This is a genomic window from Lentzea alba (assembly GCF_047445655.1).
GTDB lineage: Bacteria > Actinomycetota > Actinomycetes > Mycobacteriales > Pseudonocardiaceae > Lentzea > Lentzea alba_A.
This window is the reverse complement of record NZ_JAJAEG010000022.1, coordinates 70,696-84,724: the sequence shown is the minus strand read 5'-3', so window position 1 is coordinate 84,724 and position 14,029 is coordinate 70,696. Positions and strand designations below refer to the sequence as shown.

Annotated in this window: 13 protein-coding genes; 6 read left to right on the top strand and 7 right to left on the bottom strand. The window is 67.9% G+C overall.

The window, feature by feature from the left end; translation table 11 throughout:
• The first annotated feature begins 12 nt into the window (after positions 1-12).
• The 4 genes from LFM09_RS32325 (at position 13) to LFM09_RS32310 (ending at position 4,899) form a co-directional block, all read left to right on the top strand.
• Positions 13-1,029 (top strand): LCP family protein, encoded by a 1,017-nt coding sequence (locus LFM09_RS32325; protein ID WP_414100365.1) that lies wholly within the window; start codon positions 13-15, stop codon positions 1,027-1,029.
• 291 nt (positions 1,030-1,320) lie between these two features.
• Positions 1,321-2,052 (top strand): 3-hydroxybutyrate dehydrogenase, encoded by a 732-nt coding sequence (locus tag LFM09_RS32320; RefSeq protein WP_414100364.1) that lies wholly within the window; start codon positions 1,321-1,323, stop codon positions 2,050-2,052.
• Positions 2,053-2,062: 10 nt separating this feature from the next.
• Entirely contained in the window at positions 2,063-3,355 is a 1,293-nt protein-coding gene (locus LFM09_RS32315) for an MFS transporter (protein ID WP_414100363.1), read from the top strand.
• A complete protein-coding gene (locus tag LFM09_RS32310) occupies positions 3,352-4,899 on the top strand; it encodes a helix-turn-helix domain-containing protein (RefSeq protein WP_414100362.1) in 1,548 nt (515 codons plus the stop codon). The genes LFM09_RS32315 and LFM09_RS32310 overlap by 4 nt, the downstream gene beginning before the upstream one ends.
• On the opposite strand, the gene LFM09_RS32305 is transcribed toward LFM09_RS32310, so the two are convergent.
• The 5 genes from LFM09_RS32305 to LFM09_RS32285 form a co-directional block, all read right to left on the bottom strand.
• Positions 4,879-6,360 (bottom strand): APC family permease, encoded by a 1,482-nt coding sequence (locus LFM09_RS32305; RefSeq protein WP_414100361.1) that lies wholly within the window; start codon positions 6,358-6,360, stop codon positions 4,879-4,881. The genes LFM09_RS32310 and LFM09_RS32305 overlap by 21 nt on opposite strands.
• A complete protein-coding gene (locus tag LFM09_RS32300; RefSeq protein WP_414100360.1) occupies positions 6,360-7,832 on the bottom strand; it encodes a GMC family oxidoreductase in 1,473 nt (490 codons plus the stop codon). The genes LFM09_RS32305 and LFM09_RS32300 overlap by 1 nt, the downstream gene beginning before the upstream one ends.
• Positions 7,829-9,271, bottom strand: coding sequence for an aldehyde dehydrogenase family protein (locus tag LFM09_RS32295; protein ID WP_414100359.1), 1,443 nt, complete (start codon positions 9,269-9,271; stop codon positions 7,829-7,831). Before LFM09_RS32295 ends, LFM09_RS32300 begins: the two co-directional genes overlap by 4 nt.
• Positions 9,272-9,355: 84 nt before the next feature.
• On the bottom strand, positions 9,356-10,459 hold the full coding sequence (locus tag LFM09_RS32290) for an NAD(P)/FAD-dependent oxidoreductase (protein ID WP_414100358.1): 1,104 nt from the start codon (positions 10,457-10,459) through the stop codon (positions 9,356-9,358).
• Positions 10,456-10,776: a bifunctional 3-phenylpropionate/cinnamic acid dioxygenase ferredoxin subunit gene (locus LFM09_RS32285; protein ID WP_112272160.1), complete on the bottom strand. Its 321-nt coding sequence runs from the start codon at positions 10,774-10,776 to the stop codon at positions 10,456-10,458. Before LFM09_RS32285 ends, LFM09_RS32290 begins: the two co-directional genes overlap by 4 nt.
• Before the next feature lie 120 nt (positions 10,777-10,896).
• Between LFM09_RS32285 and LFM09_RS32280 the strand changes: the two genes are divergently transcribed.
• Positions 10,897-11,667 carry an IclR family transcriptional regulator gene (locus LFM09_RS32280; RefSeq protein ID WP_414100357.1) on the top strand — a complete coding sequence of 257 codons (771 nt, stop codon included), beginning with the start codon at positions 10,897-10,899 and terminating at the stop codon, positions 11,665-11,667.
• Here LFM09_RS32280 and LFM09_RS32275 read toward each other — a convergent pair.
• Complete coding sequence (locus LFM09_RS32275; protein WP_414100356.1) at positions 11,652-12,629, bottom strand: acyl-CoA dehydrogenase family protein; 978 nt, start codon at positions 12,627-12,629, stop codon at positions 11,652-11,654. The genes LFM09_RS32280 and LFM09_RS32275 overlap by 16 nt on opposite strands.
• On the bottom strand, positions 12,622-12,963 hold the full coding sequence (locus LFM09_RS32270; RefSeq protein ID WP_414100355.1) for an MmcQ/YjbR family DNA-binding protein: 342 nt from the start codon (positions 12,961-12,963) through the stop codon (positions 12,622-12,624). The genes LFM09_RS32275 and LFM09_RS32270 overlap by 8 nt, the downstream gene beginning before the upstream one ends.
• A 96-nt stretch (positions 12,964-13,059) precedes the next feature.
• Between LFM09_RS32270 and LFM09_RS32265 the strand changes: the two genes are divergently transcribed.
• Positions 13,060-14,016 (top strand): DUF4037 domain-containing protein, encoded by a 957-nt coding sequence (locus LFM09_RS32265; RefSeq protein ID WP_414100354.1) that lies wholly within the window; start codon positions 13,060-13,062, stop codon positions 14,014-14,016.
• Positions 14,017-14,029: the final 13 nt, after the last annotated feature.

Genomic DNA, 14,029 nt, shown 5'->3' with positions numbered 1-14,029 from the left:
GGTTGGCGACACATGAGCGCTGGGTATCACCACGGCTACCAGCAGCCGCGGCGTCCCATGCCGCCGCAGCGGCCGATGAAGAAGAAGAGGCGTCCTGGACGCGTCATTCTGGTGCTGCTGCTCGTCCTGGTGCTGGGTGCCGTCGGTTTTGGTTTGTACGTCGACTCGTCGTTGAAGCGGATCGACGCGCTGCCGGACTACGAGGGCCGTCCCGCGGAGACGCCGGGAACCACGTGGCTGCTCGTCGGTTCGGACGCGCGAGATGGCCTGACGCAGGAGCAGAAGGACGCGCTGGCCACCGGCGACGCGGCCGGTCGGCGCACCGACACCATCATGATGCTGCACCTGCCGGACAACAGCGCCGCCAAGCCGGTGCTGCTGTCGATCCCGCGTGACTCCTACGTGGCGATCGAGGGCAACGCCCGCAACAAGATCAACGCGGCGTACGCGTTCGGCGGGCCGCAGCTGCTCGCGAAGACCGTCGAGGGTGCGACCGGCGTGCGGATCGACCACTACATGGAGATCGGCTTCGGCGGGTTCTCCGACATGGTCGACGCGGTCGGTGGTGTCGACATCTGCATCGACCAGCCGATCAAGGACCCGCTGGCCGGCATCGACCTGCCCGCGGGCTGCCAGGAGCTCGACGGGCCGCAGGCGCTCGGGTTCGTCCGGACGCGCGCGTTCGCGACCGCCGACCTGCAGCGAGTGCAGAACCAGCGGAAGTTCCTGTCCGCGTTGTTCGAGAAGGTCAAGAGCCCGGCCACGCTCGCGAACCCGTTCCGCGTCATCCCGCTGATGAACGCGGCGGCCGGCTCGGTGTCGGTCAACGAGAACGACCACGTGTGGCACCTGGCGAGCGTCGCGCTCAACATGAGCGACGCGACCAGCGGCACGGTGCCCGTCGGCGGGACCCCGACCATCGGCGGTCAGTCGGTCGTGCAGTGGAACAAGGAGAAGGCGTCGCAGCTGTTCGACCTGATCAGCAAGGACGAGCCGGTGCCGGCTGAGCTGATCGCCCCTCCGAAGTAACTACGACTTGACGGGCTCGGAAGTGGGCTCCGAGCTGGTCAACCCGGCCTCCTGTGCGATCTCTTCGAGCTCGCGCAGGAGGTCGTCGTAAATCGGCGTCGCTGACATGGTGTAGCCCCCTCTTATGGATCTTCCCCCGTTCAGGTGACGGGAGCTTACGCCCCTGTACCCGTTCTTCTCGCCTCCTATGCCACCGTGGCGCTAAATGTTGACTAAAGCCACGTGATGACCAGGCGTTATGTGGGCCAGCCACATGTTGATCACGCCGTGTGACGCCTACCGTTTCCGGTCATGTCGAGTGTCACGGGTCACACCGCGCTGGTCACCGGAGCCGCGAGCGGCATCGGCCTGGCCTGCGCCCGCGCGCTGGCCTCCGAAGGCGCCAAGGTCCATCTGGTCGACCTCGACCCCGGCGTGCGGGACATCGCGTCCGAGATCGGCGGGGTCGGGCACGTTCTCGACCTGACCTCGCCGGTGGACGCGTTGCCCGCCGAGGTCGACGTGCTGGTCAACAACGCAGGTGTCCAGCACGTCGCACCGATCCACGAGTTCCCCGCCGAGCGCTTCTCGGCGATGGTCGAGCTCATGCTCGGAGCCGCGTTCCGGCTCACCCGGCACGTGCTGCCGCACATGTACTCCCGCGGCTGGGGCCGGTTGGTCCACATCTCCAGCGTGCACGGGATGCGCGCGTCCGCGTTCAAATCCGCTTATGTCGCCGCGAAACACGGCCTTGAGGGGTTCTCCAAGGTCGCGGCTCTGGAAGGCGCGCCCCACGGCGTCACGTCGAACTGCGTCGCGCCCGGCTACGTGCGGACTCCGTTGGTGGAGAAGCAGATCGCGGACCAGGCTCGGGTGCACGGCATTCCCGAAGCTGATGTTTCGGAACAGATCTTCTTGCAGCGCAGCGCGGTCAAGCGCCTGATCGAACCTTCCGAGGTCGCGTCCGCCGTGCTGTGGTTGTGCGAGAACAGTTTTGTGACCGGTACGTCGTTGGCCGTCGACGGCGGCTGGACTGCTCAATGAGGAGTTGTCGATGATCAAGAAAGTGGTAGGCGCGTCGCTCATCGGAACAACTGTCGAGTGGTACGACTTCTTCCTCTACGGCTCGGCAGCCGCGCTGGTGTTCAACAAGCTGTTCTTCCCGACGGCGGATCCGTTGACGGGCACGCTGCTCGCGTTCACCACGTACGCGATCGGGTTCCTGGCCCGGCCGTTGGGCGGTCTCGTCTTCGGTCACTACGGTGACCGGTTGGGGCGCAAGAAGTTGCTCGTGTTGTCGCTGCTGCTGATGGGTGGCGCGACGATGCTGATGGGCGTGCTGCCGACGTACGCGTCGGTGGGCGTGCTCGCGCCGTTGCTGCTGACGTTGCTGCGCCTGGTGCAGGGCTTCGCTTTGGGCGGCGAGTGGGGCGGGGCCGTGCTGATCGTGTCGGAGCACGGCGATCCGGCGCGGCGCGGGTTCTGGGCGTCGTGGCCGCAGGCCGGTGTGCCGTGCGGGAACCTGCTGGCGACCGGTGTGCTCGCGGTGCTGGCCGCGGTGCAGTCGGACGCCGACTTCCTCGCGTGGGGCTGGCGGATCCCGTTCCTGCTCTCCGGTGTGCTCGTGGTGATCGGGCTGTGGATCCGGCTGTCGGTGTCCGAGTCGCCGATCTTCCTGGCGGCGCAGGCGAAGCGGGACAAGGAGCCGGTGCAGGAGAAGGCGCCCGCGTTGGAGCTGCTGAAGCACAACTGGCGCGAGGTGCTGATCGCGATGGGCGCGCGGTTCGCCGAGAACGTGTCGTACTACGTGATCACGGCGTTCATCCTGGTCTACGTGGTGACCGGGCTAGGGCTGTCGAAGTCGGTGGGGCTCAACGCGGTGCTGATCGCCTCCGCCGTGCACCTTGTGACGATCCCTGTGTGGGGTCACCTCTCGGACAAGTTCGGGCGGCGGTCGATCTACCTGGTCGGCGCGGTCGGCACGGGTGTGTGGATCTTCGCGTTCTTCGCGCTGCTCGACACGAAGGACCCGGTGCTGATCACGTTGGCCACCACCGTCGGACTCGTGCTGCACGGCGCGATGTACGGGCCGCAGGCGGCGTTCTTCTCGGAGCTGTTCGGGACGCGGGTGCGGTACTCCGGTGCGTCGGTCGGCTACCAGCTGGCGTCGATCGTGGCCGGCGCGCTGGCCCCGCTGATCGCGACGGCGCTGCTGCAGGCGTACAAGTCGTCGTTCCCCATCGCGATCTACGTGGTGATCACGTGCGTGATCACGGTGGTGGCCATCGCCCTGGCGCGTGAGACCCGTGGTGCGGATCTGGAGGAACGTGACAGGGTTGGGGTGTGACACGACGGCGTGAGGCCGAACTGGCGGCGTTGTTCGAGACCGCGTCCGAGCTCGCGGGCATGCGCGACCCGGACGCGGTTCTCCGCTCGATCGTGCGCAGGGCCCGCAGGCTGCTCGGCACGGACGTGTCGTACCTGTCGATGAACGACCCGGCCGGCACCTACATGCGGGTGACGGACGGGTCGTTCTCGCCGCTGTTCCAGAAGGTGCGGCTGGGGCTCGGCGAAGGCCTGGGCGGGCTGGTGGCGCAGACCGCCCGGCCGTACGCGACCTCCGACTACTTCGCGGACGCCCGCTTCAACCACACCAACCCGATCGACTCGGCGGTGCACGACGAGGGCCTGGTCGCGATCCTGGGTGTGCCGCTGAAGCTCGACTCGAAGGTCATCGGCGTCCTGTACGCGGCCGACCGGACCTCGCGGGAGTTCCCGCCGGAGGAAGTGGCTCTGCTGCAGTCACTGGCGGACCACGCGGCCATCGCGATCGACACGGCGTCGTTGTTCGCCACGATCCAGTCGCACAACGAGGCCATGAAACGGGCCGAGGAGGCACACGACCGGCTCACGGATCTGGTGCTGCGCGGTGGTTCCTCGGCCGAGGTGGCGGCGGCTGTGGGGGAGCTGCTCGGCGGACCGGTCGAGGTGCTGGAGTCCGTGCCCACGCTGGCGGTGCGGGCCAACGGGCGGGCCGTGCTGCTCGACGACGTGTGGGTGTGCGCGGTGCTCGCGGGCTCGGAGCTGCTGGGCGGCATCGCGTTGTCCGGCCGTCCTGACCTGTCGGACGCTGATCGGCGGGTGTTCGAGCGGTCCGCGGCGGTGACGGCGTTGTTGTTGCTGCTGCGCAGAACGGTGGCGGAGGCGGAGAACAAGGTTCGCGGCGAGCTGATCACCGACATCCTGGACGGGCGGGACCCGTCCGGGCTGCTGGCGCGGGCGCGGCGGGTCGGCGTCGAGCTGACCGAACCGCACGTGGTGCTGGTGGCGGACGGGAACCTCTCCGGCGCAACGCATTACGCATCGGTCTACAGAGGACTCGCTGGGTCGCGCGGCCGCGATGTGGTGCTGGCGTTGCCTTCGACGTCCACTGATGTCGCTCGCGAGGTCGCGAAGGCGCTGGACGCGACGGTCGGCGCGTGCGGGCCGGTCACCGGGCCGGTGGCGATCGCGGCGGCCTACGAGGAAGCCAGGCGGTGCTTGAAGGCGTTGCGGCAGCTGGGGCGGGAGAAGGAGGCCGCGACGCTGGACGACCTGGGGTTCGTCGGCGTGCTGCTGGGCGATCGCGCGGACGTCTCCGGGTACGTGCGGTCGGTGCTGGGGCCGGTGCTCGACTACGACGCCGAGCGCGGCACGGAACTGGTGCACACGCTGGAGATCTACTTCCGCTGCGGCGCGAACCTGAGCCGGGCCAAGGAGGAGCTGCACCTCCACGTCAACACGGTCACGCAACGGCTTGATCGAGTCTCGTCGTTGCTCGGCGACTGGCAGACGCCGGACCGGGTGCTGGAGGTGCAGCTCGCTCTTCGGCTACTTCGCTTGCTGGGCTAGCACGGCGTCTCCTGCTGGTGCGTCGGAGTTGCCGAACGGCTTGGCGATCACCATGTAGACCAGCCCGATGCCGACCACGAGCACACCGCTCAGGATCACGACGTAGTTGTCGTACCAGGGTGCGTCCGGGGTGCGCGGCCAGACCATGTTCACCATCGCCGCGACGCCGTACGCGAGCGCCAGGACGTTGACGATCAGGCCCCACCGGCCGAGCGTGAACTCGCCGGACGGCGTCCAGCCCTTGAGCCGGGCGCGGAGTGCGGCGAACACGACCATCTGGAAGCCCAGGTAGATGCCGAGCGTCGCGAACGACACGATCTTGTCCAGCGCGTTCGTGGACAGCATCGACGCGACCACGATGACCGCCGGGATGATGCCGGCGAGCGCCAGCGCGTACGGCGGGATGTGCCGCTTCTGGTTGAACTTCGCGAGTGCCTTGTGTCCGAACAACATCTTGTCGCGGGCGTAGGAGTAGGTCAGCCTGCTCGCCGCGGCCTGCAACGACATCGTGCAGGACAGGAACGAGATCAGCACGACCGCGATCACGATCTTGTAGCCGACCGGGCCGAACGCGTTGGTCAGGATGTTCGTGACGGGGTCCGCGTCGGTGCCATCGATGACCTTGCCGAAGTCCGGCACCGCGAGCAGCAGCGACAGGCACGCGAACGTCGCCGCCGCGCCGCCGATGTAGATGGTGCGGCGCATGGCCTTCGGGATGACGCGGCCGGGGTCCTTGACCTCTTCCGCGGTGTCACCGCAGGCCTCGAAGCCGTAGTACTGGTAGAGGCCGATGATGCCCGCCGCGAAGAACGCGGGCAGGTAGCTGCCGGAACCCTCCGCGCCGAAGCTGTCGAACAGCACGCCCAGGCCGTGGATCCGGTTCTCCACCAACAGCCAGATGCCGACCGCGAGCGCGCCGATGATCTCCGCGGCGAACCCGAAGATGGCGGCCCAGCTCAGCACTTTCGTGCCGGCGTAGTTGATCAGTGTGGAGACCGCGATGATCGCGATCGCGCACAGCACGGTGTTGCCGACGTTGGCGTTGTAGCCGAGAAGTGTTGCCAGATAAGGGCCCGCGCCGTAACTGACGGACGCGATGGTGACCAGCAGGGCGATCATGTACACCCAGCCGGTCATCCACGCCCAGCGCTTGCCCCACAGGCGGCGTGCCCAGGGGTACACGCCGCCCGCGACCGGATACTGCGCGACGAGCTCGCCGAACACGAGCGCGACCAGGAACTGGCCGACGCCCGCGACGACGAAACTCCAGATCATCGGCGGACCGCCCAGGGCGAGGGCCACGCCGAACAACGTGTACGTGCTGACCACGGGGGAGAGGTACGTGAAGCCCAGCGAGAAGTTCGCCCACGGGCTCATGTCCCGCTTGAACTCCGAGGTGTACCCGAGGTCCTTCAGCCTGTCTTCCGCTGTTAGCACCGGTTTCGGGGCTGTTGCTGTCACTACGCCTCCCTGATCAGGTCTGCGGCGCGTTCTCCAATCATGAGCACCGTGACCATCGGGTTCACGGTCGGCATGGTGGGGAACACGGACGCGTCGACGACCCGGAGGCCCTCGAGTCCGATGACTTTCAGCTCACCGTCCACAACGGACCCGATCGCGCAGGTGCCGGCCGGGTGGTAGACGGTGTGGGCGGCCCTGCGCCCGTACTCCGAGAGTGCCTCGTCGCTGGTGACGTCCGGGCCGGGCGCGATCTCGCGCTTCAGCCAGGACTTCAGCGGCTCCTGCTCGGCGATCTTGCGGGCGATCTTGAAGCCGTCGACGAGGGTCTGCTCGTCGTAGCCGTCCTCGTTGGTGAAATAGCCGAAGTCCAGTGCGGGCTTCTCGGTGGGGTCGTTGGACTTCAGCCACAGCTTGCCCTTGCTGTGCGGCCTGGGGATGTTCGGCGTCATGCAGACCCCGTGCTCCACCTTCGGGTAGCCGAGGCGTTCCGTGTTGGTGGTGAACGGGATTTGGTAGAAGTGGAACATCAGGTCCGGGCGCGGGTCGGAGGAGTCGCGCCGGATGAACAGGCCCGCGTCGGAGTCCATCACCGAGTTCTCCGGCAGCGGTTTCGTGGTCTCCCAGACGATGACCGACTCGGGGTGGTCGAGCAGGTTCTCGCCGACGCCGGGGAGGTCGTGCTTCGGCTCGATGCCGATGCTGCTGAGGTGCTCGGCGTCGCCGATGCCGCTCAACATCATCAGCCGCGGGGTGTCGATCGCGCCCGCGCAGAGCAGAACCTCTTTGTTCGCTTCGATGTAGCCCTTGTCGGTGTGCACGCCGATCGCGCGGTTGCCGTCGAACTCGATCCTGCCGGCCCAGGTGTTGAGCAGCAGGGTCAGGTTCTTGCGGCTGTCGAGGATCGGGTGCAGGTAGGCAGTTGAGGCGCTTGAACGTTGGTTGTTCTTCTCGGGGTGGTAAGCGATGGAGAAGAAGCCGACGCCGTCCTCGAACGGCTTGGCGTTGAAGTTGTCGATCTCCGGGACGTCCACGGCCTTCTGCGCGGCGGCGACGAAGTCCTTGGCGATCGGGTTCCGGTCCTTCTCCACCACCGGGATGATGTTGAGCTGGACCTTGTCGTAGTACGGGCCGATCGCGTCCCACGTCCAGCCGTGGCCCCAGTCGTCGAAGTCCTGCGGCAGCGGGTTGAAGCAGATCAACGTGTTGTGGCTGGAACAACCGCCCAGCACCTTCGCCCGGCTGTGCCGGATGTGCGAGTTGCCGCGCGGCTGCTCGACCGTGGGGTAGTCGTAGTCGTACTCGGTCTCGAGCAGGTTGATCCAGTTGCGCAGGTTCAGGATCTTCTCGTCGCCGACGTCGGACGGCCCGCCCTCGATGACCGCGACCGTGACGTTCTCGTCCTCGGTGAGTCGTGCTGCGAGCACGCAGCCCGCCGTACCGCCGCCGACGATCACGTAGTCATATGCGGTCACTGGCTGGAGTCCTTTCGCGCGAACCAGTTCTGGGCTTGAGGCTTGAGGTTCTGGTAAACGTGCTTGGGCTCCGTGTACTCGTGCAGGCCCGCGGTGCCGAGCTCACGGCCGACGCCGGAGCGCTTGAAGCCGCCCCACTCGGCCTGCGGCAGGTAAGGGCCGAACTCGTTGATCCACATCGTGCCGTGGCGGAGCTTCTTGGCGACGCGCTGCGCCTTGTCGATGTCCTGGCTCCAGACACCGCCGGCGAGGCCGTACTCGGTGTCGTTGCCGAGTTTGACGGCCTCTTCCTCGGTCTCGAAGCGTTCGGCGGTGATGATCGGGCCGAACGTCTCGTCCTGGACGAGCTTCATGTCCCTCGTGCAGTCCGCGTAGACCGTGGGGCGGAAGAAGAAACCGTTCTGCAGCTCGGGTTCGTCCGGCCGCTTGCCGCCGGCCTTGAGGGTGGCGCCCTCCTGCTTGGCGATCTCGACGTAGCTCTCGACCTTGGCGCGGTGCTCGGCGCTGACGAGCGGCCCGGACTCGGTGTCCTCGTCGAAACCGTTGCCCAGCTTGATGAGATCGGCCCTGCGCGCGACCTCGTTGACGAAGTCGTCGTAGATGTCCGTGTGCACGATGAGCCTCGTGCCGGACGAGCAGACCTGGCCGGCGTGGAAGAACGCGGCCGTCAGCGCGTAGTCGACGGCGGTGTCGAAGTCGGCGTCCGCGAAGACGATGTTCGGGTTCTTGCCGCCGAGTTCGAGCGCGACCTTCTTCACGGTCTTCGCCGCGGCCGCCATGATCCGCTGGCCGGTGGCGAGGCTGCCCGTGAACGAGATGAGGTCGACGTCCGGGTGTTCGCTCAGCGGCGCGCCCACCTCGGGGCCGGTGCCGAGGACGAGGTTCGCGACGCCGTCGGGCAGGCCGGCTTCCTGGAGGAGCTCGAACAGCTTGATGGTGGTGAGCGGGGTGATCTCGCTCGGCTTCGCGACCAGCGTGTTGCCGGCCAGCAGCGCCGGGGCGATCTTCCAGGACACCTGCAGCAGCGGGTAGTTCCAGGGCGCGATCATGCCGCACACGCCGACCGGTTCGTAGTCGATGCGGCTGATGACGTCGGGCGGGGTGCCCTGGACGATCTTCGGGTGCAGCAGCCCGGCGAGGTTGCCGTAGTAGCGGAACACGGCGCACACGTCGTCCACGTCGATGCGGCTCTCGACCAGCGTCTTGCCGGTGTCGAGCGTCTCGGTGCGGGCGATGTCCTCCTTGTCGCGCTCCAGGAGGTCCGCGACCCGGTTCAGCACGGCGGCGCGGTGCTCGGGGCTCGCGTGCTGCCAGTCGCCGTGGTCGAAGGCGTTTCTGGCCTTCGCGATCGCTGCGATCGCCTGTTCGCGGGTTTGGTCCTCGACCTCGGTGAGAACACTCTGATCGAAGGGGTTGATGATCTGCCGCACCGGCGACACGGACTGCCTCCCTGATTCGTGTGTCCACGAAGGACACTGGGGTGTAGCCGGTCGCCGGTGGCGTTAAACCGTGACGACCGTCTCCTACTTCAAATTCCTGCGCAGTCGGGTGAACATGCGAGCGTTGCTCATTGCGAGGATGCCGACGACATCCTCCGGGTTGTCACCGTCTCGATAGGTCGCCACGAACTTCCGGTCCTCGATGGACCCATCTTCGACGCGGACGTCGTTCGTCGCCCGTCCGATGAACTGGATCCGCACGCCGTACTGATCCGACCACACATAGCCGCCGTTGGTGTGCGTCGCGACCGTGTCGCCGGCGAGCAAGTTGCGGGTGGCGACTTGAGCCTGTTCGGTCGCCGACGTCCAGTGCTCGGCGCGGTGGCCCGCGCAGTTCGCGACGTCGCCGACGGCCACGACGTTCTTCAGGTTCGTCACGCCGCCCGCGTCGCACACGACGCCGTTGTCGACCTTGACCGGGCCGCCGGCGAGCCAGTCCGTCGCGGGGCGCACGCCGATGCCCGCGACGACGACGTCGGCGTCGACCTTGCGTCCATCACTGAGGTTGATTCCGCCGTCAATGTTGACTGAATCAACATTGATTCCGGTAATCAACGTTGATCCGTGGTCGCTGTGCAGTTGTCCACATGCAGCACCCATCTCGGCGCCCAGTACACGTGTCAACGGCGTCGGCAACGCCTCGACGACGGTGACCTCCTTGCCGAGTGCACGTGCGCTGGAGGCGATCTCGGCACCGATGAAGCCGGCGCCGATGACGCCGATGTGCTGCGCGCCGCCGAACGCCTCGCGGAGCTTGATGGCGTCGTCGAGCGTGCGCAGGACGTGTGTGCCGGGCATCGTGCGCGGGATGCCGCCCGTGGCGATGACGAACCCATCGGCTTCGACGTTCGTGCCGTCGCTGAGCGCGACCTCTCGTGTGGAGAGCAGTCCGGTGGCCTGCACGCCCAGGCGCCACTCGGCGTTGAGAGCGTCGAGGTCCTCCTGGTCGGCGAGCGGCACGGCCTCGCACTTGCCGAGCAGGAAGTCCTTCGAGAGGGGAGGCCTGTCGTACGGCAGATGCACCTCATCGCCGACGATGACGAGCCGTCCGTCGAACCCCTGCTGGCGCAGAGCCTGCGCCGACCTCAAACCGGCGAGCGAAGCGCCGATGATCGCGATCGTCCTCACGCCACGTCCTTGTTCACCTCGACATCGACATAGACCTCTCCATCCTTCACAAAGACGGGGTAGGTCTTCACCGGTCTTTTGGCGGGCAGACAAGTCGGCTCGCCGGTGCGAAGGTCGAAGGACGCGGCGTGCAGCGGGCACTCGACGAAGCACCCCTCCAGCCACCCCTCGCTGAGCGAGGCGTCCTGGTGGGTGCAGGTGTCGTCGATGGCGTAAAGCACCCCGTCGGCGTTGAAGACCGCTATGGGCGCATGAGGGCCGACGATGCGCACCGCCTCTCCCGGGGGCAGGTCCATGAGAGCGCAGGCGCGGATCATCGTCGGCCTCCGTTGCGTTACGCGGCACGCGTTCCGAATGACGCAACACAATGTGCGGCTCCGGCGACGCGCCGTCAAGAGTTCGAGCGGGTTGTTTTGCCTGCCGGTTACTGTTGCGCGATGAGCAACTCCGACTCGGCAGCTCAGGTGCAGTCCGTCGACAGAGCCATCAGCGTTCTTGAACTACTGGCGCAAGGCGAGGCCGGTATCACCGAAATCGCAGGTGAGCTGGGTGTGCACAAGTCCACGGTGTCCAGACTCGTCTCCGTGCTGGAGGCGCGTGGCCTGGTCGAGCAGCTCGGGGAAAGAGGCAAGTACGCGATCGGTTTCGGCGTGGTCCGCCTGGCCGGTGCCGCCACCGGCCGGATGGACCTGACCAAGCTCGGCCAGCCCGTGTGCCAAACCCTGGCCGACTCCTTCGGCGAAACCGTCAACATCGCCGTGCACGACGCCGGCGTAGCCATCAACATCACCCAGGCCCGCGGCTCGGCAGCCGTCTCGGCCGTGAACTGGATCGGCCAGCGAACACCCCTGCACGCCACCTCGTCCGGCAAGGTCCTGCTCGCCTACCTCCCACTGGACGAGCGCACGCGGCTCGTCTCCTTACCGCTCGACTCCTACACCGAGAACACCGTCGTCGACGCTTCGAAACTCTTGTCCGAACTGGAGGAGGTCGCGGCGCAGGGGTTCGCGGCGTGCTTCGAGGAACTGGAACTGGGCCTGCACGCGGTGGCCGTCCCGGTCCGCGGGCACCGCGGCGAGGTGGTGGCGGCGATGAGCGCCTCCGGGCCTTCGTACCGGTTGTCCCGGGAACGGGTCCAGCAGATCGTGCCTGCGATGTCGGCGGCGGCGGCCGACCTCTCGGCGCAGCTGGGCTACTTCGCGGGCTGACGAAGCCGATCGAGCAGCACTGCCCGGATCTCGGGCCGTGTCCCGAACACGAGCAGGAACGTCGCTTCACGGATCAGTCGCTGACCGTGCTCGTGCGACAGAACGGCCCGGCTCCCGTCGTGAACGACGAGGGCCGAGGCCGTCCTGAGCGCGAGCTCCGCCGCCTGCGCTCTGGCTGCCGGGATCTCGTCGTGGGCGGCCCCGTGCAGCCGCTCTCGCGTCGCGTTGAGCTCGGTTTCCTCATGCCCCATCAGCTTGATCGCCCGGCTCGCGACCCCGAGCGCGAGCGATCCGGTGAACCGCAGCGACTCCGGATCACCCCGTCGGTGTTCGGCGCGCGGGATCGTGGACGTGACCCGCTCGTGTGGCACGAACAGGCCGTCGAACCGGAGCGTCACCGTCCGGCTCGCCTGCACCGCGACCATCCGCAACGGCTTGTCTGCGACCAGTTCCGCGGTGTCCACCAGCGCCCACACCAGAACGTCGTGCTCATCCCGCGCCGCGACGTGCAGGACGTCGATCAGACCCCATCCGGTGACCCACGGCGCCTGGCCGTCGAACACCCAGCCTCCCGGCACGGCCTCGGCGGTGAGCTGCGGCGGTCCCGGTCGCACCGCGGCACCCGCCGCGAGTCCGGCGCGACGCGCCCCGGTGGTGAGCGGCGACAGGAACTCGTCGCGAAGGGCTTGGTTACCGGTGTCCGCGACGGCCCTGACTGCGCCGTGGTGCTGAACCCAGACGAACGTGGTGGTCAGGCAGCCACTCGCGAGTGTTTCCACGATGCGCTGGACCGTGGGGTAGTCCGGCACGTCGAGAGTGGACTCCGGCGACGCGAGGCCGTAGAAGCCGGCGTCGGCCAGCAGGTCCAGGTGGGGGACGCAGGCCCCCGCGTCGACCTCCGGCGCCGCGGGGAACAGCACCTCGCCGGCGATTCGCTCCGCCTCGCGGAGGGCCTCACTCACTGTCTCGCGCCTTGCGGAGCTTGGCGGGGGCCTTGAGCCGCCACGCCTCCTCGATCAGCTCGGCCAGCTGACCGGGGTCGACCTTCTCCAGGTCGACCAGGATCGCGCCGTAGCCGTCGTAGTGCGGCGTCGTGTAGAACGCCGGGTCGCCGGAGGCCAGCAGCGCGGCCTTCTCGTCCAGGTCGCACATCAGCACCAGGCCGCCCTCGGCCTCGGTCCGCAGTCGCGCGAACCCCTTGCCGGCGACCTTCAGCGACGGCGTCCGGAACCAGGTGGACTCCTCCACCTCCGGCAGCCGCCTGGCCGAGTCGACCACTTCGTCCCACGTTGGCATGGGTTCATCGTGACGGTCGTGGCCGACACTTGCCTTGTACGAATGGAAGCTGAATTCGGTCGCGCGCACGGAGGCTGCTCGGCCACGCTGCACGGCGTGGCACCTGAGTTCATCCCCGGTCTCGAACTGGCGGGCCGCTTCTACCGCGAGGCCGTGCGTCCGTTGCTGGACCGGCATTTCACCGGACTGGCCCACACCGCGGCGTTGATCGGGCCCGGTTCCGAGGTCCTCGGTTTCGACACCGCCCAGTCGACCGATCACGACTGGGGGCCGCGTCTGCAGCTGTTCCTGCACCCCGGTGACCTCGCGCGGTACGGCGCCGAGGTGCGGACCGTGCTCGCCCGGCACCTGCCCGCCGACATCGCCGGGTACTCGACCAACCTGGTCCCCACCGGCGAGCGCGGGACGGTGCACATGCGGCCGGTGGACGGGCTTGTCCGGCACGGGGTCGTCGTGGCCGGCCCCGCCGCGTGGCTGACCGACCGGCTCGGCTTCGACCCGTTCGGCGACATCACCGCGGACGACTGGCTGGCCACGCCCACCCAGCTCCTCGCGGAGGTGACCGGCGGCGAGATCTTCCACGACGGACTCGGCCTGGAGGCGGTCCGGCGGAAGCTGGCCTGGTATCCCGACGACGTGTGGCGGCGCGTGCTGGCCGGCCACTGGCGGAGTCTGGGCGATGAGGAGTCCTTCGTCGGCCGCTGCGGCGACGTCGGTGACGAACTTGGCTCCGCCGTCCTCGCCGCGCGGCAGGTTCACCACCTGATGTGCTTGTGCCTGCTGCTCGGCCGCGTCTACCCGCCCTACGGCAAGTGGCTGGGCAGCGCCTTCGCCCGCCTGCCCTGTGCGGCCCGGCTGGTGCCGGTGCTCAGCGCGGCCCTGGCGGCGACCGACTGGTGCGGTCGTGAGCGGCACCTCTGCGAGGCGTACGAGGTCGTCGCCGGCTTGCAGAACGAGTCGGGCTCGCCGCGCCGGTGGACCCCGGCACGCGGTGGTTTCACGACCGGCCGTACCGGGTGCTGGACGCCGGGCGGTTCGTGGAGGCGCTGCTGAACGTCCCGTAATG